The 21,437-nt window shown below is 69.7% G+C and carries 16 protein-coding genes and 1 pseudogene; 3 read left to right on the top strand and 14 right to left on the bottom strand.

What is annotated here, in order from left to right; all coding sequences use genetic code 11:
• The 11 genes and pseudogenes from ACFC1I_RS20625 to ACFC1I_RS20575 form a co-directional block, all read right to left on the bottom strand.
• Window positions 1-207: pseudogene (locus ACFC1I_RS20625) on the bottom strand (alpha-L-arabinofuranosidase); the annotation flags it as partial.
• A 79-nt stretch (window positions 208-286) separates the two neighbouring features.
• Complete coding sequence (locus ACFC1I_RS20620) at window positions 287-1,567, bottom strand: ABC transporter substrate-binding protein (protein WP_376013902.1); 1,281 nt, start codon at window positions 1,565-1,567, stop codon at window positions 287-289.
• 32 nt (window positions 1,568-1,599) lie between these two features.
• Complete coding sequence (locus ACFC1I_RS20615) at window positions 1,600-3,675, bottom strand: beta-galactosidase (protein ID WP_376013900.1); 2,076 nt, start codon at window positions 3,673-3,675, stop codon at window positions 1,600-1,602.
• Between the two features lie 43 nt (window positions 3,676-3,718).
• Window positions 3,719-4,366, bottom strand: coding sequence for a DUF624 domain-containing protein (locus ACFC1I_RS20610; protein WP_376013898.1), 648 nt, complete (start codon window positions 4,364-4,366; stop codon window positions 3,719-3,721).
• Window positions 4,367-4,374: 8 nt separating this feature from the next.
• The gene (locus tag ACFC1I_RS20605) at window positions 4,375-5,298 is read right to left on the bottom strand and encodes a carbohydrate ABC transporter permease (RefSeq protein ID WP_376013896.1); all 924 of its coding nucleotides are present in this window, start codon (window positions 5,296-5,298) and stop codon (window positions 4,375-4,377) included.
• Complete coding sequence (locus ACFC1I_RS20600) at window positions 5,295-6,290, bottom strand: carbohydrate ABC transporter permease (RefSeq protein ID WP_376013893.1); 996 nt, start codon at window positions 6,288-6,290, stop codon at window positions 5,295-5,297. Before ACFC1I_RS20600 ends, ACFC1I_RS20605 begins: the two co-directional genes overlap by 4 nt.
• Window positions 6,291-6,365: 75 nt before the next feature.
• Window positions 6,366-7,670, bottom strand: coding sequence for an ABC transporter substrate-binding protein (locus tag ACFC1I_RS20595; RefSeq protein WP_376013891.1), 1,305 nt, complete (start codon window positions 7,668-7,670; stop codon window positions 6,366-6,368).
• Window positions 7,671-7,923: 253 nt separating this feature from the next.
• Complete coding sequence (locus ACFC1I_RS20590) at window positions 7,924-8,892, bottom strand: hypothetical protein (protein ID WP_376013888.1); 969 nt, start codon at window positions 8,890-8,892, stop codon at window positions 7,924-7,926.
• A complete protein-coding gene (locus ACFC1I_RS20585) occupies window positions 8,889-9,983 on the bottom strand; it encodes a Gfo/Idh/MocA family protein (protein ID WP_376013886.1) in 1,095 nt (364 codons plus the stop codon). Before ACFC1I_RS20585 ends, ACFC1I_RS20590 begins: the two co-directional genes overlap by 4 nt.
• Before the next feature lie 108 nt (window positions 9,984-10,091).
• Window positions 10,092-11,879, bottom strand: a complete 1,788-nt coding sequence (locus ACFC1I_RS20580; protein ID WP_376013883.1) for an ABC transporter ATP-binding protein — start codon at window positions 11,877-11,879, stop codon at window positions 10,092-10,094.
• The gene (locus ACFC1I_RS20575) at window positions 11,876-12,898 is read right to left on the bottom strand and encodes a LacI family DNA-binding transcriptional regulator (protein WP_376013881.1); all 1,023 of its coding nucleotides are present in this window, start codon (window positions 12,896-12,898) and stop codon (window positions 11,876-11,878) included. The genes ACFC1I_RS20580 and ACFC1I_RS20575 overlap by 4 nt, the downstream gene beginning before the upstream one ends.
• Window positions 12,899-13,221: 323 nt before the next feature.
• On the opposite strand from ACFC1I_RS20575, the gene ACFC1I_RS20570 reads away from it, so the two are divergent.
• The 3 genes from ACFC1I_RS20570 to ACFC1I_RS20560 are packed head-to-tail and all read left to right on the top strand — an operon-like array spanning window position 13,222 to window position 16,990.
• A complete protein-coding gene (locus ACFC1I_RS20570; protein ID WP_376013878.1) occupies window positions 13,222-14,223 on the top strand; it encodes an ABC transporter permease in 1,002 nt (333 codons plus the stop codon).
• A gap of 14 nt (window positions 14,224-14,237) precedes the next feature.
• Window positions 14,238-15,194 carry a carbohydrate ABC transporter permease gene (locus tag ACFC1I_RS20565; protein ID WP_376013875.1) on the top strand — a complete coding sequence of 319 codons (957 nt, stop codon included), beginning with the start codon at window positions 14,238-14,240 and terminating at the stop codon, window positions 15,192-15,194.
• Between the two features lie 44 nt (window positions 15,195-15,238).
• A complete protein-coding gene (locus ACFC1I_RS20560) occupies window positions 15,239-16,990 on the top strand; it encodes an ABC transporter substrate-binding protein (protein WP_376013872.1) in 1,752 nt (583 codons plus the stop codon).
• A gap of 392 nt (window positions 16,991-17,382) precedes the next feature.
• Here the strand turns inward: ACFC1I_RS20560 and ACFC1I_RS20555 are convergent, their stop codons facing one another.
• The 3 genes from ACFC1I_RS20555 to ACFC1I_RS20545 are packed head-to-tail and all read right to left on the bottom strand — an operon-like array spanning window position 17,383 to window position 21,423.
• Entirely contained in the window at window positions 17,383-17,988 is a 606-nt protein-coding gene (locus ACFC1I_RS20555; protein WP_376013869.1) for a YesL family protein, read from the bottom strand.
• Between the two features lie 7 nt (window positions 17,989-17,995).
• Window positions 17,996-18,985: a LacI family DNA-binding transcriptional regulator gene (locus ACFC1I_RS20550; protein WP_376013866.1), complete on the bottom strand. Its 990-nt coding sequence runs from the start codon at window positions 18,983-18,985 to the stop codon at window positions 17,996-17,998.
• A complete protein-coding gene (locus ACFC1I_RS20545) occupies window positions 18,979-21,423 on the bottom strand; it encodes a glycoside hydrolase N-terminal domain-containing protein (protein ID WP_376013864.1) in 2,445 nt (814 codons plus the stop codon). Before ACFC1I_RS20545 ends, ACFC1I_RS20550 begins: the two co-directional genes overlap by 7 nt.
• Between the last annotated feature and the right edge of the window lie 14 nt (window positions 21,424-21,437).

Genomic DNA, 21,437 nt, shown 5'->3' with positions numbered 1-21,437 from the left:
GGGGTAGCGGATGGTCGAGACGCCCAGCTCCTTCACGAGCTCGATCACGTCGGTGCGGAACCCGTCGGCGTCGGCGGACGGATGCCCCGGCTCGAAGATGCCGTCGTAGATGTGGCGTCCGAGGTGCTCGACGAAGCCGCCGAACAGGCGGCGGTCGATGTCGGCGATCTCGTGGTGCGGGTCGAGCCGCGCGGTCGCGTCGGTCACGGTTGTCCTTTCGAGGGGAGACACGGATGCCGCGGCACGAGGCCGTGCCGCGGCATCCGTCATTCAGGATCGCGGCGGATCAGCCGAGGATGGCGTCGGCCTCCGCGAAGAACTGCGTCACCGCGTCGTCGACCGAGAGGGCGCCGAGACCGATCGACTTGCCGAGGTCCCAGAAGGTCTGCTCGAGCGAGCCGTAGCCCACGACGGGGACCGGCGGGGCGTCACCGATGCGGTCGGACGCGGACTCGATGTAGTCGGCGACCTGCTTGTCGGCGCCCTCGAGGGTGGTGCCCTCGAGCTTCGACGACGATGCCGGGAAGCCGAGCGTCGTGCCGAAGATCTCGCCGGCCTCGGGGCTGTTCACGACGAAGTCGAGGAACAGGGCCGCAGCCTCGGGGTTCTCGGTGTTCGCGGCGATCGCGACCTGGAGGCCGGCCTGGCGGTAGAGGTCCTTCGAGCCCTGCTTCGCGGTCGGCGGCGCGACGAGAGAGATCGACGACGAGCCCGAGTCGGCGAGGTAGCCGCCCAGGAAGTTGCTCCAGCTCATCTCGCTCGCGGTGATCGCGGCGCCGAAGCCGGACTTGGGCGAGAGCTCTTCGAGCTTCTGCTGCGGCACCGTGATGCCGTCGCGGATCTCGGCGCCCGACTCCCAGAAGTCGCGCAGCTCGTCCTCGGTGAAGCCGAGCTCGCCGTCCTCGGTGTAGAGGTTCTCGCCCTTCGCGCGCAGCTGCAGCTCGAAGACCTGGATGCGCTGCGTGTAGTCGGTGCCGCCGTAGACGGCGCCGCCGGTGGCGTCGGTGACCGAGGCCATCCACTCGTCGAAGTCCGCGAAGCTCGTGCCGCCCTCGGGCACCTCGACGCCCGCCTGCGCGACGAGGTCGTCGTTCACGAAGTTCGCCCACAGGCTGTAGCCGGTCGGCAGCGAGTACTGCACGCCGTTCAGGGCGCCGGTGCCGAGGAGGGAGTCCTCGAACGTGGTGGTGTCGATGTAGTCCGACACATCGGCGAGGTCGAGCAGGTTGCCCGACTCGCCGTACTGGCGCAGGTAGCTGTCGGAGAACTGGAACACATCGGGCAGGCCGCCGCCGGCCGCCTCGGTCTGGCGCTTCTCCCAGAAGCTCGGGAAGTCGGTGAACGACGTGTTGATCGTGATGTTCGGGTACTCCTCGTTGAACGCCGCGATCAGGTCGTTGTAACGGGTCGCACGGTCGTCGTTGCCCCAGAACGCGAAGTCGAGGGTGACCTTGTCGTTCGGGTCGAACGCGGCGGCGTCGTCCGAGCCGCCGGCGCAGCCCGAGAGGACGAGCGCGGCGCCCGCGGTCAGGGCGACAGCCGCGAATAGGGTGCGAGGTGCAGGCATGGAGGTGCTCCAGTCTTCTTTTCTCTTGGTGGTCAGGAGTGGGCGACGGCGACGCCGGCCGCAGGCGCCGCGGCACCCGCGGCGACGGGCGCGGTGACGAATGCCACGCCCTGCGGGTCGAGCACGACACGGTCGACGGCGACGCCGGTCTCGGCATCCGTCCCGTCGATCGCGATCTCGACGCGCGCGTCGCCGTGGTTGATGAGGGTGACGAGCTCGCCCCGACGGGCGGCCTCGACGCCGGCGGGCAGGTCCGCCACGACAGGACGGACACCGGATGCTGCGACCACCGCCGCGACGACGGCATCGAGCGCGTCGGGCGAGGGCTGCGTGGCGGCGTACCAGGCCTCGCCCGAGCCGAAGCGGTGGCGCGTGAGGGCGGGGGAGCCGGCCTGCGGGCCCGAGGTGAAAGAGGCGACCACGCCCGCGCCCGTCGCGTGGACCGCTTCGGCGACCAGGCGGCCGGACTGCTCGGCGCCGTCGAGGTCGAACGTCACCGTGCCGCGCGCGGCGGCGTCGCGGGCGGCCTGGACGGCGTCGGCGCTGAGCGCGCCCACACCCGCGGCGCCGGCGGACTCGCCCGCCAGCGCACCGAAGTCCTCGTATCTGAGGCCCAGCACCGGGCCGAGCTGCGTGAGGAACCCGCCGGAGCGGAACTGGTCGTGCCGGTCGACGATGTCGGTGAAGGGGCCGGTGAGGAGCGTGCCGCCGTCGTCGACGAAGCGGGCGAGTGCCGATGCGCCCTCGTCGCGCAGCAGATAGAGCGCCGGCGCGACGACGAGGTCGTAGCCGTGGTCGACCTCCTCGGGGCCGACGACGTCGACCTGGATGTTCCGCGCGTGGAAGGCGCCGTACCACTCGAGCACGAGCGCGAGGTAGTCCACCTCGGTGGGGTGGTCGCGCTCCTCGACGGCCCACCAGTTCTCCCAGTCGAACACCAGGGCGACCTGCGCGTCGCGTCCCGGCGCCGGCAGCTCGGGGAGCGCGGCCAGGCGCGCGCCGAGCTCGGTCACGGCGTCCCACGTGCGGGTCTCGGTGCCGGCGTGGGGGAGCATCGCCGAGTGGAACTTCTCGCTGCCGGCGCGGGACTGGCGCCACTGGAAGAACATGATCCCGTCGGCGCCGCGCGCGATCGACTGCGCGGTCTCGGCCACCAGGGCGCCCGGACGCTTGCCGGGATTCGCCGGACGCCAGTTCACGGCATCCGTCGCCTGTTCCCAGAGGAGCCACGGCACACCGGGCTTCAGCGAACGGACCAGGTCCCGCTGGAACGCGGCGTCGCGCACGCGGTTCGGATTCGCGGGGTCGGGGTAGCAGTCGTCGGCGATGACGTCCATGAACGGCGCCCACCGCCGGTAGTCAGCCGGCTTGAACGGGCCCATGAAGTTCGTCGTGATCGGCTGCGTGGCACCCGCCTCGAGCAGGATCTCGCGCTCCATGAGGTAGCACTCGAGCAGCATGTCGCTGGTGAACCGGCGCCAGTCGAGCATCGACGAGGGATTGTGGCTGTAGGGGGCGAGGCGCGGTGGGAAGATCTCGTCGAACGCGCCGTAGCGCTGCGACCAGAAGCTCGTGCCCCACGCGTCGTTGAGCGCCTCGACGGTGGCGTACCGGTTCTCGAGCCAGCCGCGGTACGCGTCGCGCGCGGCATCCGAGAAGTCCATCCAGAGGTGGCAGCCGAACTCGTTGCCCACATGCCACATCACCACGGCCGGGTGGTGAGCGTAGCGCTCGGCCAGGCGGCGCACCAGCTCGCCGGCCAGTCGCCGGTAGGTGGGCGAGCTCGGGGCGAAGTGCTGGCGGCTGCCCGGCCAGTACGACGCGCCGGACTCGTCGGCCGGCAGCGTGTCGGGGTAGGTCGCACTCACCCACGGCGGGGGAGAGGCGGTCGCCGTCGCGAGGTTCACGGCGATGCCGCCGGCGTGGAGCTTGTCGATGACGGTGTCGAGCCAGGCGAAGTCCCACACGTCCTCGGACGGCTGGATGCGCGACCACGCGAAGATGCCGAGACTCACGATGTTGACGCCGGCCTCGCGCATGAGGCGCACGTCGTCGTCCCACACCTCCTCGGGCCACTGGTCGGGGTTGTAATCGGCGCCGTACAGCACGTCGAGCAGCTCCTTCTGGCTGGTCTTGCTTCGAGAGGGGAGGTCAGCGGCGGCCGCGGCGCGCCGGAAGAGCGACGACCGCGAACACGGCGCAGCCGAGCCCGGCGATGATGAGCGGCGCGAGCATCCACGTCATGACGCCGACCAGCACCGCCGCGGCCGCGAGATACACGGCGGCGATCGGATCGGACGCGATGGACGACGGGATGCTGCGCACCGCCGCCCGCCAGCCGCCCTCGGGCGTCCACTCGCCCGAGGCGACCAGCAGCGCCACGGCGCCGATCACGAGGCCGGCCCAGCCGACGATCGAGATGAGGCCGCCGCCGGGGAGCGCCCCGGAGTTCGCGAGGTAGATGTCGAGCGTCAGCACGAACGTCAGGAGCACCGCGGCGAGGCCGACGACCAGGCCGCCGGGGAGCGCGCGGCGCCAGTCCTGCCAGAACGTCTTCACGTGCGACTGCTCCGCGTTCACATAGCGGCGCAGGTGACGGATGCCGGCGGCCAGCGCCGCGGGCAGCGTCACCACGAGGATCCCGGCCGCGGTGACCAGCAGGCCGGTCAGCAGCACCTCGCCGAAGAGCGCGAAGGCTCCCTTGGCGCCCGGGTAGCGGGCCGGAGCCCGCTCCTCGAGCGTCGGCCCGGCACCGGACGCGTCGGCACGACGCGCGGCGCGGAGTTCTCGGCGGTCCATCGTGTGTCCTAGCCCTTGAGGCCCTGCGTGGCCACGCCGTCCACGAGGAAGCGCTGGAACACGAGGAAGAAGAGGAGGACGGGAAGGAGCGCGATGAACGACGCGGTGACGGTGGCGCCGTAGTCGCTCACCGAGGTCTGGTCGTTGTACAGGCGCAGCGCGATCGGGAGCGGGTAGTTCTCGGGGCTCGTGAGGTAGAGGAGCGGTCCGAGGAAGTCGTTCCAGGCCCAGATGAACGCGAAGATCGAGCAGGTGATCAGGGCGGGCTTGATCAGCGGCAGGATGATCGACCAGAAGATGCGCACGTGTCCGGCGCCGTCGATGCGGGCGGCCTCGTCCATGTCGCGGGGCATCTGGCGGATGAACTGCACCAGCAGGAACACGAAGAACGCCTCGGTGGCGAGGAACTTCGGCAGCAGCAGCGGCCAGAACGTGTCGATCATGTCGAGGCGCTGGAAGATGATGTACTGCGGGATGATCACGACGTGGAACGGCAGCAGCAGCGTGCCGATCATCGCGGCGAACAGGATGCCGAGGCCCTTGAACTGGATGCGGGCGAACGCGTAGGCGGCCAGCGACGACGAGAGCAGCACGCCGATCACGGAGCCGACCGCGATGATGAAGCTGTTCAGGAAGAACCGCCACATCGGGACGCCGGCGATGCCCTCCATCACCTTCGCGTAGTTCGCGATGGTCGGGTTGTTCGGCAGCAGGCCCATGTTGGAGCCGAACTCGCTGTTGGGCTTGAACGTGGAGAAGAAGAGCCACACGAGCGGGTAGAGCACGACCGCGGTGACCGCGATGAGGACCACGAACCAGATCACGGTCTGCCAGGTGGAGCGCTTGACCTTGCGGCGCGGCTGCTGCGGGGTGGCGTCGAGCTGATTCTCGAGGGTGGCGATGGCGGGTTCGCCGAAGCTTGTGGTGCTCATCGGTTGTCTCCGGCGTAGTGGACCCAGGAGCGCTGGGTGCGGAAGAGGATCAAGGCGATGACGGCGACGACGATCAGCAGCACCCACGCGATGGCGGCGGCGTAGCCCATCTGGCCGTCCGAGAAGCCCCGCTTGTAGAGGTAGAGCGTGATGAAGTTCGTCATGCCGGCGGGACCGCCGGTGCCGTTGGAGATGATGTACGCCTGCGTGAACACCTGGAACGCGCCGATCAGGCCGAGCAGCAGGTTGAAGAAGATCACGGGCGACAGCATCGGCAGGGTGACCGCGCGGAAGCGGTGCCAGGGACCGGCGCCGTCCATCTCGGCCGCCTCGTACAGCTCCTTGGGGATCTGCTTCAGGCCGGCGAGGAAGATGACCATGGTGGCGCCGAACATCCAGATCGCCAGCAGGATCATCGCGGGGAGCACCAGCGCGGGGTTGCCGATCCAGCCGCCGAGGTTGATCCCGATGGCCGAGAGGGCGTCGTCGACGGGACCGTCGGAGGCGAACATCGCGCGCCACACGATCGCGACCGACACCGAGCCGCCGATGAGGGAGGGGGCGTAGAACGCGGAGCGGAAGAAGCCGGCGCCCTTGTCGCGGTAGTTCAGCAGCATCGCCACGCCCAGCGCGGCGGCCAGGGTGATCGGGGTGCCGACCAGCACGTAGATCAGCGTGATCTGCGCCGACTGGATGAACGCCGGGTCGTTCGTGAACATCCGGATGTAGTTGTCCAGGCCGATCCACTGGGGCGGCGCGAAGATGTTGTACTTCGTGAACGACAGGTACAGCGAGTACGCCATCGGGATGAGCGTGAGCCCGAAGAAGCCCACGAGCCACGGGACGAGGAACCCGTACCCCGCCAGCGTCTCCTTCACGGCGCGCTGGCGCTGACCCGGCCGATTGACGTGCTCAGGCCTGCTCCGGCGGAACAGGGACCGGCGTGAGGACTTCTCACCGGTCACGATGACTCTGGTCGCTGTGGTGCTCACGAGACTCTCCGATACGGGGGTGGTGGAGTGGTGTTCCGGGCCCGGGCGCATCGTACGCCCGGACCCGGAAAGCTGTCACTGGTTGAGGACGACGTCCATCTCGGCGAAGAACTGCGAGACCGCGTCATCCACGGTGACGGTGCCGAAGTTGAGTTCGGTGCCGAGCTGGCGGAACTTCTCCTCGAGCGTGCCGTAGCCGACGATCGGGACCGGCGGGGCGTCGCCGAGGCGGTCGGCGATCGAGGCCTCGTAGTCCTTGACCTGCTGGCTCAGCGGGTCGAGCTCGGCCGCGTCCAGGGCGGTCGACGAGGCCGGGAGGCCGCGGTTGGTGCCGAAGATCTCACCCGACTGGGGCGAGTTCACGAGGAAGTTGACGAGCGTGGCCGCCGCCTCGGGGTGCTCGGTGTTGGCCGAGATCGTGTGCAGCATGGACGGCTTCAGGTACAGGTCCTTCGCGCCCTCCTCGGTGACCGGCGGAGCGATGAGTCCGAGCTCGGTGTAGCCCTCGCCGAGACCGGCGAGATAGCCCGCGCCGAAGTTGTCCCACGTGAGCTCGCTCGCCGTCAGCGCGCTGTCGAAGGCGCCCTTCGGGGCGACCTCTTCGACGCGCTGCTGCGGGATGCCGATGCCGTCCTCGCGGATCGGTGCGCCGGACTCCCAGAACTCGGTGAGGCGCTTCTCGTCGAAGCCGGGCGTGCCGTCCTCGTTGAAGAGGTTCTTGCCCTCCGAGCGCAGCTGCAGCTCGAAGTTCTGGATGCGGCCGGTGTAGTCGCCGCCGCCCCAGAACTCGCCGCCGGCGCCGTCGGTGACCTCGCCCATCCAGTCGGTGTAGTCCTCCCACGAGCCGCCTTCGAACTCGTCGACGCCGGCCTTCTCGAGGAGGACGGGGTTGGTGAAGAGGCCCCAGGCGTTGGTGGAGGTCGTGATGCCGTAGGTGGTGTCGCCGACGACGCCGATGTTGAGGATGTTCTCGGGGAGCGGGTCGGTCTCGATGATGCTGCCGAGGTACGGGTCGAGGTCGAGGAGCAGGCCGTTCTCGGCATACTGGCGCAGGTACGAGTAGTCGAACTGCATGACGTCGGGGAGGTTGCCGCCGGCGGCCTCGGTCTGACGCTTCTCCCAGAACTCGGGGAAGGTGAGGAAGGTGGAGTTCACCGTGATGTTCGGGTACTCCTCGTTGAAGGCCGCGATGGCCTCGTTGTAGAGCCCGGCGCGCACGTCGTTGCCCCAGAACGCGAGGTCGAGGGTGACCTTCTCGTCCGGGTCGAATGTGGGTGCGGCGTCGGGGGTCTCGTCGCTGCCGCCGGCACAGCCGGCGAGCACGAGGGCGGCGCCCGCCGCGACCGCGGCGATGGCGAGTGCCCGCTTCTTGCTGAACATCCTTGTCCTCCTTGTGAACGTCTGCGTTCTCGGTCCCGCGACAGACGTTCGTCGTCTGTGTGTGCGGTGTAGGGGCGCTCTGTGGTGCAGATCCTGTGGTGCTGGAAAGCGCTTGCCCGCTACGGTACCTCGTCTAAAAACGTTTCGCAATACGTCCGGATGAGAATTTTGAACGATTCAGTAACACCGGCGATCTCGCGGCGATCGCGGCCTGTGCCCGGTCCCAGCCTCCCACGCGGCGCAGCCGCTCGGATCAGCGCTCGGCGACGAGCTCGCCGTCGACCATGCGCAGGCGTGCGACGTGGACGGCGCTGCGCCGATGACTGCGCTCGTCGGCGTCGGCCAGCTCGCTGCCGTCCCACCACGGGTGCGTGAAGAAGTACAGCCGCGCCTCGTCGCCGATCACGACGACCGAGCCGTGCCGCCCGATCTGGATCCCGTCCCGCGGAGCACCGCTCTCACCGAGGATGACGGCATCCCTCCCGCCTTGACGCTCCCACGTGACGGCGTCGGTGCTGCGGTAGACGGCCATGCCGCGCCACTCGTCTGTGAGGAGGAACCAGGTGCCCTCGAGCTCGAAGACGAACGGGCCCTCGTGCGGGCGTCCGCCGACGGCGGTGCCGTCGAGGCGCCAGGACTCGAGGTCGTCCGACACCGCGACCGCGGTCGTCGAGTCGGCTGCCTCGTCCTTGTACCAGAGCCGCCAGAGCCCGTCGGGGCACCGGGCCACGGCGGCATCGATCACGCGGTCGCTCGCGAGCGGGACGACCCCGCGGCGGGCCCAGGTGCGCAGGTCGTCCGAGAGGTACTCGACGATCCGGCGCTCGTGCCCCTCCCAGCGGGTGGGCACGCCGTCGATCTCGGTGAGGTACATGCGCCAGCGCGTGCCGTCGTGGATGACCTCGGGCGCCCAGTGCGTGCCGCCGACCGCGGCGGGCGGCGGTCCTCCGGCCAGGCTGAGGCCTGCAGCATCCGGTTCCAGCGTCCCGGTGTAGGTCCAGCGCAGGCCGTCGTCGCTGCGCGCGACGCCGACGCGCGTGCCGTGCACCCACGCGACGCCGTCGCCGGGATGCTCGTGCGTCGCGCGCCGCTGGGTGTAGAACAGCCACCAGCCGTCCGCGTTCCGCACCACCGTCGGATCGGTCGCGCCGTCGTAGACCGGATCGCGGTAGATCTCGCGGGGCGCCGCGGCGTCGGGATCGATCGAGGCGTCGACCGTCATCGCGCGGGACGCAGATCGATGACGGCACTCGCGAAGCTCGTGCGGTGCGTCGGGTGCGCGGCGAGGTCTGCGGGCGTCACCACCGTGCCGTCGGCATCGGCCGACGCGTAGATCGCGGCGACCAGCTCGATCGAGCGGGCCGGCGCCTCGGCCGTCGGCGGCAGCGGCGCGCCCGAGCGGAGGGCGTCGAACACGTCCCGCAGCAGGTAGACGTGGTCGCTGCGCTCCTCGGCGCCGGTGATCTCCCACGTCGCGGCCTCGGCGGCGTCCACGAAGGGCGCGGGGGTGATGCGCCAGTTCTCGTGACCGTGACCGTACAGGTGGTCGACGGTGATCGTGGCCTTCTCGGTGTCGATGCGGATCGAGCTCGTCTCGCGCGGCGACAGCGTGCTCGACACGACCTGCGCGACGACGCCGCCCTCGAACACGACGGTCGCCGTCGAGACGTCCTCGGTGTTCGTCTCGCGGTCGAGGCGCCAGAGCCGGCCCTCGACGCGCGTCCAGTCGCCGAGCAGGAACGCCAGCAGGTCGAGCTGGTGGATGGCGTGGCCGACGGTCGTGCCGCCGCCCTCGGTCTCCCACTTCCCGCGCCACGGCACCGCGAAGTAGTCCGCGTCGCGGTACCAGAGCGTCTGGCACTGCGCGACGAGCGGCCGGCCGAGCGCGCCGGAATCCAGCAGGCGCTTGACGTGCGCCGGGGCCGTGCCGGTGCGCTGCTGGAAGACCACCGCGAGCTGACGGCCGGCGGCGGCCGCAGCATCCGTCATCTGCTCCAGCTCCTCGAGGGACGGTGCCGGGGGCTTCTCGACCACCACGTGCGCGCCGGCGGCGAAGGCCGCGAGCGTCTGCGCGGGGTGGGCACCCGGAGGCGTGCAGATGTGGACGACGTCGGGGTGCTCGGCGGCGAGCAGCGCGTCGAGGTCGTCGTACACGGCGGGCGCGCCGTATGTCTCGGCGAAGGCGTCGGCCGACGCGCGGCTGAGGTCGGTGACCGCGACCAGCTCGGCGTGCGGGTAGGCGGCGATGGCTCGGATGTGCGAGTGGGCGATCGCTCCCGTGCCCACGATGGCGCAGCGGAGGGTCTCGGTCACGGTGGCTCCTTCGGGTGGATCGCGAACGGATGCTGCAGCCCCGCCGCACCCGCTCCTCCAGGGTAGGTCGTGGAACAGGAAAGCGCTATCCCGTTCTGCGGCCTCCGGTCAGCGCGGGAGGCCGGTCTGCGTCGCGTGGAGGTGGGCGTAGCGGCCGGCCGCCGCGACGAGCGCGTCGTGGCCGCCGACCTCGACGACCTCCCCGTGCTCGAGCACCATGATGCGGTCGGCCTGGCGGATCGTCGACAGCCGGTGCGCGACGACGAGCGTGGTGCGGCCCTGCATGAGGCGGTTGAGGGCCTCCTTGACGAGCTCCTCCGATTCGGGGTCGAGGGCCGACGTCGCCTCGTCGAGCAGCAGGATGCGGGGATCGCGCACCAGCGCCCGCGCGATCGCGAGCCGCTGCCGCTGTCCACCCGAGAGGCGCGCGCCACGCTCGCCGACGACCGTGTCCCAGCCGTCGGGCAGCCGGTCGACGAACTCGGCGGCGTTCGCATCGCGCAGGGCAGCGTGCAGGCGGTCGTCCGACACGTCGTCGAGGCCGTAGGCGATGTTCTCGCGGATCGTGCCTTCGAAGAGCACCGACTCCTGCGGCACGACCGACACCGACTGGCGCACGGTGCGCAGGTCGAGGTCCTGCATGTCGACGCCGTCGAGCAGGATGCGACCCGACGTCGGGCGCACGAAGCCGAGCACGAGGTTGAGCATCGTCGACTTGCCCGAGCCGGACGAGCCCACGAAGGCCACGGTCTCGCCGGGTGGGATGTCGAGCGAGACGTCGTGCACGGCATCGCGTTCCGCCTCGTCGTAGCGATGCGACACGTGCTGCAGCGCGAGGTGCCCGCCGACGTGGGCGACCGCGCGCTTGCCCTCGTTCTGCTCGAGGTCGGGCTCCTGCAGCACCTCCGAGATCGACCGCATCGACTCCATGCCGCGCGCGCCGACCGGGATCAGCATGAGCAGCTGGGTGAGGGCACCCGTCAGCAGCGTGAAATACGTCGACAGCAGCACCACCTCGCCCGGCGTGATGGGGAGGAGGCCGGTGAGCGAGAAGATCGCCGCGAGTACGAGGCATCCCACTCCCAAGAGCTGCATCGCGACCCACGAGATCGACGCGACATGGCCGTTCAGCATGTCGAGGTGCAGGCCCGCGCGGCGGACGCCCTCGGCGCCGGAGGCGACGCGCGTCACGGCGGTCTGCTCGAGGCCGTGCGCGCGGGTCACCGGAATGAGCGAGGCCATCTCGCCGACGCGTGCCGAGAGCGTCTCAACCTCGCGCCGGAACACCTCGTTGCGCTCGCGCGAGCGGTTGCGCAGGCCGTAGCGGATGCCGATGGCGATCGGGATCGCGAGCGCGTAGACCGGCAGGAACTGCGGCACGGCGATCGCGGTCATCGCGATGGCGCCGATCATGACCATGGTCGCCGACAGCAGCGGGTGGGTCACCTGCTGCAGCATGAGCTCGATGTTCTCCACATCGCGCACGACCTTGGTCTGCACGATCGACGAGCTGACGCGGGTGTGATAGCCGATCGAGAGGCTCTGCAGCCGCGCGGCGAGCGCGTTGCGGAGGTCCGCCCCGGTGTCGCGCACGACCGTCATGAAGTTGCGCGTGTAGACGATGTGCATCGGGTAGTTCTGCAGCAGCAGCACCGCCGCCACCGAGAACCAGATGAGCACCGTCGAGACCTCGCCGCCGGTCGCGACGATGTCGATGATCCGCGCGGTGACGACCGGCAGGAACCACAGCGGGATCTCTTTGCACGCGAACGCGAGGATCGCCAGCGTCATGCGGCCGGGCCGGCGCGCGAGCAGCTTCAGCACCGAGCGGCCGGGGCGGGGACTCTGGGCGATCGAGATGATGCGGATGGGCCCGGTAAACGCTTTCTGCGTCATGCCGACATGGTACTGGCGCGAACGATCAGTTCGGGCCGGTAGACCACATTTCCGGGCGCGGCGGCGGTGCCGCCACCGCTCGTGCCCGCGATTCTCGCCAGCAGCATCTCCGCGGCGGTGCGGCCCATCTCGCGGGCGGGCTGGCGCACGGAGGTCAGGGGCACGCCGGCGATGGCCGCGAACTCGATGTCGTCGTAGCCGACGACGGCGACGTCCTCGGGCACCCGCACGCCGCGCGAGATGAGGCCGTGCACGATGCCGATGGCGAGATGGTCGTTCGACGTGACGAGTCCGTCCGGGCGGTCGGCGGGGGAGCGGGCGGCGAGCTGCTCGCCGAACGCGACGCCGCGATCCGACATCGTGCGCTCGGTCCAGATCGGCTCGAGGGTCGCGCCCGGGCACGCCGCGACGGCGAGGCGCGCGCCCTGCAGCCGCTCCCGCACCTGACGGACCTCTTCGCGCGCGCCGACGAAGGCGAGCCGTCGACGTCCGGTCGCGAGCAGGTGCTCGGCGGCGAGGCGGCCTCCCGCCACGTCGTCGAACGACACCGAGGGGAGTTCCCCGGTGTCGTCGATCGCATCGACCAGGACGACGGGGATGCCGCGGCCCCGCAGTCTCTGCAGCCACGGCTCGAGGGGGCCGAACGGGCTCACGAGCGCCCCCTCGACCTGCACGCGCTCGAACAGCTCGAGGTGGTCGCGCTCCTTGGCGACGTCGTCGCTCGAGTTGCCGACGAGGACGCGCAGGCCCGCGGCCGAGGCGGCGTCCTCGGCGCCGGCGACCATGTCGGCGAAGAAGGGGTTCGCGATGTTGATGACCGTCATGCCGACGAGGCCGGAGCGTCCCGCCCGCAGCTGCTGCGCGGCCTGCAGCGGCACGTAGCCGAGCTGGTCGGCGGCGGAGCGCACACGGTCGACCAGTCGGTCGCTGACCATGTGCGGGCGGTTGAGTGCGTTCGAGACGGTGCTGATCGAGACGCCGGCGCGCTCGGCGACATCGCGGATGCCGACTCGCTTCATGTCGCCCGCTCCGTCCTGCTCGTCCCGCGCGCGGCCGGGATCGGGCGCCCCCGCGCGTCCGATCCGACTATGGTAGGCGCTTTCCTCCACGCGGGAGGCTCGCGCGAGCGCGCTCGATCGTTACCCCCGCGTTACGAGAAGACATTTGACGAATCGGCGGCTCCCGCCTACTCTTCAATCGAAGCGGTTCGAAATCGAAGCGGTTCGACGAACGAACCTCGGATCCCGCCCTCGATGGAGCGGCAGCCACGTACACGAAGGAGTGACATGGAACGTCATGCTCACCCGGCCTCAGCGGATGCCGCGAACCAGGGCACGCTCCGATGACCACGCAGGCGCAGTCGCAGGTCGTCTTCCAGGAGGCGGCGGTCCACAACCTCGACCAGAACGCGAAGAAGCGCCGCGGCCGGCGCCTCCGCCCCGCGGGCAGCCGGACGTCGTTCACGCTGTTCCTCTGCATCGTGCCGTTCCTGGTGCTCGCGTTCCTGTTCTCGTACCTCCCGCTGTACGGCTGGATCTACTCGCTCTACGACTACAAGCCGGCGCTCGGCCTCCAGGGCAGCGAGTTCGTGGGCCTGCAGTGGTTCCAGATGCTGGTCTCGTCTCCCACGCAGATGGCGCAGATCGGCCAGGTGCTCCTCAACACGCTGGCGATCAGCTTCCTCGGGATCGCGACATCCGTCCTCCCGCTCTTCTTCGCGATCCTCCTCAACGAGATCAAGGCGCCCTGGTTCCGCAACTCCGTGCAGACGCTCACCGCGCTCCCGAACTTCATCTCGTGGGTGCTCGTCTACATGATCGCGTTCTCGCTGTTCTCGAGCTCGGGGCTCGTCAACGACGTGCTCAACGACGCCGGGCTCATCACCACCCCGATCAAGTTCCTCGACAGCGACCAGAACGTCTGGATCACCATGACGCTGTGGAGCATCTGGAAGGGGCTCGGCTGGGGCGCGATCATCTACCTCGCCTCGATCGCCGGGATCGACCAGACGCTGTACGAATCGGCGCGCATCGACGGCGCCGGCCGCTTCCAGCTGATGCGGCACATCACGATCCCGCAGCTCATGCCGACCTACCTGGTGCTGCTGCTGCTGTCGATCGCGAACATCCTGAACAACGGCATGGAGCAGTACTACGTGTTCCAGAACGCGTTCAACAAGGAGTACATCCAGGTACTCGATCTGTACGTCTACAACATCGGCATGACCGGCAACAGCCTGTCGCTGGCCACCGCGATCGGCATGCTCAAGAGCCTCATCTCCGTCGCGCTCCTGCTCTCCGTCAACGCGATCTCCAAGCGCGTCCGCGGCGAATCGATCGTGTGAGAGGACCGGCGATCATGACCACCACGATGACCAAGACGCTCACCACCACCGACCGCAGCGACACCTCGGCGCGCTATCGGGGCTCGGCCGGCGACATCCTGTTCCGCATCGCGAACTACGCGCTCTTCGCGCTGTTCGCCGTCATCTGCGCGTACCCCTTCTACTACCTGATCATCAACTCGGTGAGCGCCAACGACATCTCGGCGCTCGGTGACGTGCGGCTCTGGCCGGTCGGCTTCCACCTGTCGAACTACGCGCAGGTGTTCCAGCTGCCGGGTCTGCCGATGGCGACCGTCGTCAGCATCGGGCGCACCGTGCTCGGCACCCTGCTGACCGTGCTGGCCTCCGCCTTCCTCGGGTTCATGTTCACCCAGACGCGCATGTGGGGCCGCAAGTTCTGGTACCGCTTCCTCATCATCACGATGTACTTCAGCGCGGGCCTGATCCCGGTGTTCATCATCATGAAGACGCTGGGACTCACCAACAACTTCTGGGTCTACGTGCTGCCGTTCGTCGTGCAGCCCTTCAACGTGATCCTCGCGAAGACGTACGTCGAGTCGATGCCGAAGGAGCTGCAGGAGGCCGCCGAGATGGACGGCGCGAACATCCTCCAGGTGTTCTTCCGCGTGTACCTGCCGAACATGACGCCGATCCTCGCGACCATCGCGATCTTCAGCGCGGTGACGCAGTGGAACAGCTTCCAGGACACCCTGATCTACATCACCGATCAGAGCCTGTACACGCTGCAGTACCTGCTCTACATGTTCATCAACCAGGCGTCGAGCCTCGCCCAGGCGGCGCAGAACGCCGGCGGGAACCTCGGTCAGATCGCCGGTGTGGCGACGGAGCAGACGCCCACCTCGATACGCATGACCGTCTCGGTGCTGGTCGTGCTGCCGATCATCTTCATCTACCCCCTGTTCCAGCGCTTCTTCGTGAAGGGCATCATGCTGGGCGCCGTCAAGGGTTGACGGCGGCCACGGACAACCGAGAGAACCACCAAGAAAGGAAAGCAATGAAGCTTCGAAAGAAGGTGTCCCTGGCGCTCGTGGCGCTCCTCGCCGCGGGATCGCTCGCCTCCTGCAGCGCCGGCGGCAACCAATCCCAGGGCCCGATCGAGGAGTTCCCCGAGAAGTGGGACGAGCAGATCACGATCGACGTCTTCGACGGCCTCGCGAACTACATGGGCGTGCAGCAGGGCTGGTTCGGCAAGCTCGTCGAAGACAAGTTCAACATGAAGCTCAACATCATCGCCCCGAACGTCGCGGGCGGCGGAGACACGCTCTACAACACGCGCGTCTCGGCGGGCGACCTCGGCGACCTCATCATCACCGACAAGGGGCAGAAGCTCGACGACCTCATCGAGGGCGGGCTGGTCCAGGACTCGTCGAACTTCTACCCGGCGATGGAGAACGCGGCGCGGTTCGACGCGGCCGTCGAGCACCTGAACGACGGCAAGGACGGCGTCTACGCGTTCCCGTCGTCGGTCTCGTCGCTGCTGCCGACCGAGCCCTCCGAGGGTCTCAACCCGACTTTCGGCCCCTACACGCGCTGGGACTACTACAAGGAGCTCGGCTACCCCGCGATCGACACCCTCGAGGACCTCCTCCCGGTGCTCGCCGACATGCAGGCCGCGCACCCCACCGCCGACAACGGCCAGCCGGTCTACGGCTTCTCGCTGTTCAAGGACTGGGACGGCAACATGATGGTCACGGCGAAGCAGCCCGCGACCTTCTACGGCTACGACGAGATCGGCTTCGCGCTGGCCAAGGCGGACGGCTCGGACTACCAGAGCATCCTCGACCCCGACAGCCAGTACATGCGCAGCCTCAAGCTGTACTTCGACGCCAACCAGCTCGGCCTCGTCGACCCCGAGTCGACCACGCAGAACTACGACACCCTGTTCTCGAAGTTCCAGAACGGCCAGGTGCTCTTCTCGTGGTGGCCGTGGCTCGGCCAGTCGGCGTACAACACCGAAGAGAACATGGCCGCCGGCAAGGGCTTCGAGATGGTGCCGCTGGCCGACCAGGAGATCTTCTCGTACGGCGCCGAGGCGTACGGCGGCAAGCAGGTGTTCGCGATCGGCTCGAAGGCGGAGGACCCGGAGCGCATCGCCGCCTTCATCGACTGGCTGTACTCGTCGGAGGGCGCCTACGCCAACAGCGCGCAGACCGGTGGATCCGCGGGCCCGCAGGGCCTCACGTGGGACATCAACGACGCCGGCGAGCCCGAGCTCACCGAGTTCGGCACCGAGGTCTTCCTCGGTGGGGGCGCGACGGTTCCCGAGGAGTGGGGCGGCGGGAAGTACGCCGACGGCGTCTCGGCGCTGAACCTCTCCTCCGTGCTTCCGATCGAGGTCGACGAGGAGACCGGGTACCCGCGCAGCTACACCTTCTGGCCGACCTACCAGGCGGCGACCGCCAACGCGCTGACCGATGACTGGTCGGCGAAGATGGGCGGTGCGACCTCGACGATGGAGTTCCTGCAGGCCAACGACCAGGTGCTCGTCGCCCCGGGTGCGAGCTTCGCGGTGCCCGCCGACGAGTCCGAGATCGAGACCCTGCGCAACCAGGTCAAGGAGATCATCAAGCAGTACTCGTGGCAGATGGTGTTCGCCTCGAACCCGGCGCAGTTCGAGTCGCTGCGCGATGAGCTCATCGAGAAGGCGAACGGCCTCGGCTACGAGAAGGTGCTCGAGGTCGACATGGCCAACGCCGAGTCGCAGAACGACGCGCGCCTCGCCGTGACCAAGGAGTTCGCGAACTAGTACGGGGCACAAAGCGAAGGGCTCGGGATGCGGCATCCCGAGCCCTTCGCCGTGCTCCATGGTCACGCATCCCGAGCCCGGCGCCGCCGTCTGCGGAAGAGACCTTCTCCTGGTTCGATTGAACTTCCGGTTCACACAGCCCCCAGGCTCGGGTGCGCGACGCCGCCGTCTGCGGAAGAGACCCCCTCCGGTTCCCATTGAACTTCCGGTTCACACAGCCCTCAGGCTCGGGTGCAAACGGAGAGCGACGCCGCACGGGTCATGCGCTCCGGTGCACACGCACCTGGCCGCTGGGCTATGTGAACCGGAAGTTCACTGCGATTTCTGGAGAAGTCGCGCCGGAGACGGATGCTGCGGGCCGAGGCATCCGTCACCGACAGACACTGCGCGGGTCAGGCCTCGTGGCGGGTGAAGACGCTGCGGAAGATGAAGGCCGTCGCGTAGGCGCCGACCGAGAAGCCGACGGTGGCGAGGAGGATCGCGACCGGCGGGAAGAGGATCGTGAGTGCGACGAAGGTCACGGGGATCGCGAGCACGCCGAGGGTGCGGACGGGCTCCGCCGCCGGGAGCAGCAGCGCATTCTTCAGCGTCTGGCGCACGGGGGCGGTGAGGTAGGCGACCTGCGCCATCGCGTAGAGGAACGCCGCGAAGAGGTACACCGCGCCGATCACCGCGACCACGCCGGCGACTCCCGCGAACAGGACGGGGTAGGCGAACCAGAACACGCTCGAGAACCCGAGCGGCACGGCGGGCAGCAGAAGGCACAGCATCAGCACCGTCGCGCGGCCGAAGTTCGCGCGGAACGCGGGGAAGAAGTCCTTGAGGGGTCGTCCGCTCTCGTCGTCGGAGTAGCGGATCGTGACCTCGTACAGCGCGCTCGTCGCCGCGCCGATCGTGACGATCGGCAGGCACACGAGGAGGTACAGCAGGTTGAGCCCGACGAACGTCAGGAACGTCGAGAAGCCGCCGAGAGCGCGGCTGTCGGGGTCGATCCTCATGCGCGGCTCACGGTGTCGAGGGGGCTCCGGTGAGCGCCGGCGGCAGCAGCCGTACGGCGGGCTTCGCTCCGCTCGACAGGATCTCGCAGATCATGTCGGTCGCGGCTGCGCCGATCGCCTCGGCGGGCACCGCGATGCTGTCGGCGAGACCGGGCACCGAGCGGGCCACGTCGTCGGGGCAGAGCGCGACGATCGCGGGCTCGTCCCCGCGCTGCCGGCCGCGCTGGGCGATGGTGGTCGCGACGTGGGGGAGCGCGCCCTCGTTGTGCACGAAGAAGCCGGTGATGGCGGGGTCGTCCGTCATCACGCCGTCGACCGTGGCGATGGACTCCGCCGTGCTCGGGCAGGCGTGGACGCTGCCGGTCACGCCGTTCGCCTCGCACGCGGCGAGGAAACCGCGCGCGAGCCGGTCGGCGTACGAGGTGTGGCGCGACATCACCTCGGGTGGCGAGCCGATGAGCGCGATGCGCTTGTGGCCGAGCGCCACGAGCCGGTCGACGGCGAGCCAGCCCGCCGCCTCGAAGTCGAAGTCGACGCACGGCACCTGTCGTCGGCCCTCGGGAAGCCCGATGAGCACGCTCGGGTGCCCCAGCCCCGACAGCGTGTCGATGCGCGGGTCGTCGGATTCGACGTCCATCACGAGCAGCGCGTCGACCATCGACCCCTTCGCCGCACGCTGCAGCGCCTTGGAGTCGTCGCTCGCGAGCAGCAGGATGTCGTAGCCGTGCTTGCGCGCCTGGGTCACGACGCCGGTCACGATCTGCATCACGACGTGCACGTCGACGCCGGTGCGCAGCGGCGCCTGCAGGCCGATCACGTTCGTCGAGCGCGACGCCAGCGAGCGGGCGCCCGCGTGCGGGCTGAAGCCGAGGCTGTCGATCGCCTTCTCGACGCGGTCGCGCGTCTCCTGCGAGATGGCCCGCTTGCCGCTCATGACGTACGACACCGTCGAGATCGACACGCCCGCCTTCTGCGCGACATCCGCGATCGTCACCATGAGGTTCCCCGCTCTCCTCGTTCGATCACCCGTGTGGTTCCGGGTGCGAGCTCGTGGGTTCCGAGGGAACCGTCCGGCCCGTGCACAATCATTGTCACCGCTCGCGCGCCTGCGCGAAGACGCGCCCGCACGAGTTCCCCGCCCGACCATTCGACGTCGACCGACACATCTCCCCGCGAACGGATGCCTTGTACCCGGCCTTCCGGCCATTCCGGCGGCAGTGCGGGCAGCAGCCGCAGCGTGACGCGGGCGGGTCCTGTGCCCGCCGGGGGCTCGTCGAACGACTGCACGAGGGCCTCGGCGATCGCCGCCGTCACGCCCAGGTTGCCGTCGATCTGGTACGGCGGGTGCGCGCTGAAGAGGTTGGGGTAGACACCGCCGCGATGGGCGTCGGAGCTCTCGGCCGCCGGACGCAGCGCGAGCCGCAGCTGCGCGTGCACGGCGGCGCCGTCGCCGAGCCGCGCCTGCATCGCGGCCCGCCACGCGAGCGCCCAGCCGGTCGACTCGGGACCGCGGAGGCGAATGGACTCGGATGCTGCGCGCGCGAGTCCGGGCGTCCTCTCCGGCGTGATCTGCGCCAGGGGGAAGAGCCCCACGAGGTGCGAGAGGTGGCGGTGCTCGGGCTCGGCCTCGGCGCGCTCGCGATCCCACTCGAGCAGGTCGCCGCGCGCCGACACCCGCGGATCGGGGAGGGCGGCCGTGAGCGCGGTGAGCTCCGCGATCCACGGCTCGTCGATCTCGAGCACGTCGGCGGCCACGCCGCACACCGCCGCCAGCTCGCGCAGGAGCGCGACGTCCATCGTGGCCGACACCGCGACCCCGCGCTCGCGGCCTTCGGCATCGAGGTAGTGGTTCTCGGGCGAGGTCGACGGGCTCGTCCACGCGTGCTCGCCGTCGGTCTGGATCCACGACAGCGCGAACGCCGCGGCAGACGCGAGCACGGGCCACGCCTCGTCGCGCAGGTACTCGCGGTCGCCGTCGAACGCGTAGTGCTCCCACAGGTGCAGCGCAAGCCACACGCCGCCGAGCGACCAGTTCGCCCACGCCGGGTCGCCGTGACCGGCGCCCACGGGCGCGGCGAAGGCCCACGCGTCCGAGTTGTGGTGAGCGACCCAGCCGTCGGCGCCGTACAGGTCACGGGCGACGGCCCGCCCCGTCTCCGACAGCCGCCGCGTGAACCGCAGCAGCGGCTCATGGCACTCGGCGAGGCCTGTCGTCTCGGCCGGCCAGTACGCCATCTGGGTGTTGATGTTCAGGGTGTACGCGCTCGACCACGGGCCCGGAAGCTCCGCATTCCACAGCCCCTGCAGCGTGACCGGCAGGCCGCCCGGCTGCGACGAGGCGATCAGCAGGTAGCGCCCGTAGTGGAACATCAGTGCCGCGAGCGCCGGGTCGTCGTGCTCCTGCGCGCGGGCGACACGCTCCACGGTGTCGAGCGCCTCGACGCCGTCCGGCACCGGCAGCTCGAGCGCGCACCGGGCGTAGAGCTCGCCGTGCGCGGCTTCGTGGGCGGCGCGCAGGTCGGCGGCCGTACCGTGGACATCGAAGGATCCCTGGATGCTGCGGAGCACCGCCGCGGCATGGCCCAGGGCATCGCGGGCATCGGCCGGATCACCCGGCAGCGCCGGCGCCGTGGCTGTCGCGATCGCGAAGAGGTGCGTGGTCGCGGGGGCTCCGACGAGGACCCCGTCGACGATGTCGGACGCGCCGCGGGCCTGCACGAGGATCGCGCCGTGGCGGCCGTGCTCGTCGTCGTAGCGGATGGGCTCCGCGGGACTCTCATGGCCCGGTGCGACGTCGACGGGGAGCCGCCACTCGGTGGCGAGGTCTCCGCCGGCCGAGCGCGGCGCCGAGCGGGGCCGCAGCAGCGACCCGATCTCGAGGCGCACCCGCACCGGCTCGCTCGCCGTGACCTCGTGCACGATCGCGCCGGTGACGAGGTCCGCCCATGTGCGGTGCCGCACCTCGACCCCGTCGACGGCGTACTCGTGCGTCGCGACGCCAGTGGCGAGGTCGAGCCGACGGGCGTATGGCGGTGTCGAGGACGTCGGCGCCGGAGCATCCGTCTCCACCGCAAGATCGACCCAGCCCAGCGGCAGGTACGCCTGCACCCACGGGGCCTGCAGGCGCTGCAGCAGCGCCTCGGCGGCGTCGAGGTCATCGGCGTCGATCGCGGCGCGCACCGCGGCCAGCGCCTCGGGGCCCCGGTCGGCGACCCCCTCGAGCGGGTCGGCGCCGGCGTGCCCCGACCACGCCGTGATGTCGTTCAGCCAGAGGCGTTCGCCGCCCATGAGGCCCGCGCACATCGCACCGCGCAGCCCGTTGCCGACCGGGTACGCCTCGAGCCAGCCCGTCGCCGGCGCCGCGGCGCGCAGCACGTGGAGGGCCTCGGCGGGAACCTGCGGAGCCGCCTCATCGCGGTACGTGGACAACGTCACAGTCGTAGTATACC

Origin of the sequence: Microbacterium sp. NPDC056044 (assembly GCF_042267145.1) — a bacterium.
Lineage (GTDB): Bacteria > Actinomycetota > Actinomycetes > Actinomycetales > Microbacteriaceae > Microbacterium.
The sequence above is the reverse complement of the archived record's forward strand: the minus strand, read 5'-3'. Positions and strand labels throughout refer to the sequence as shown.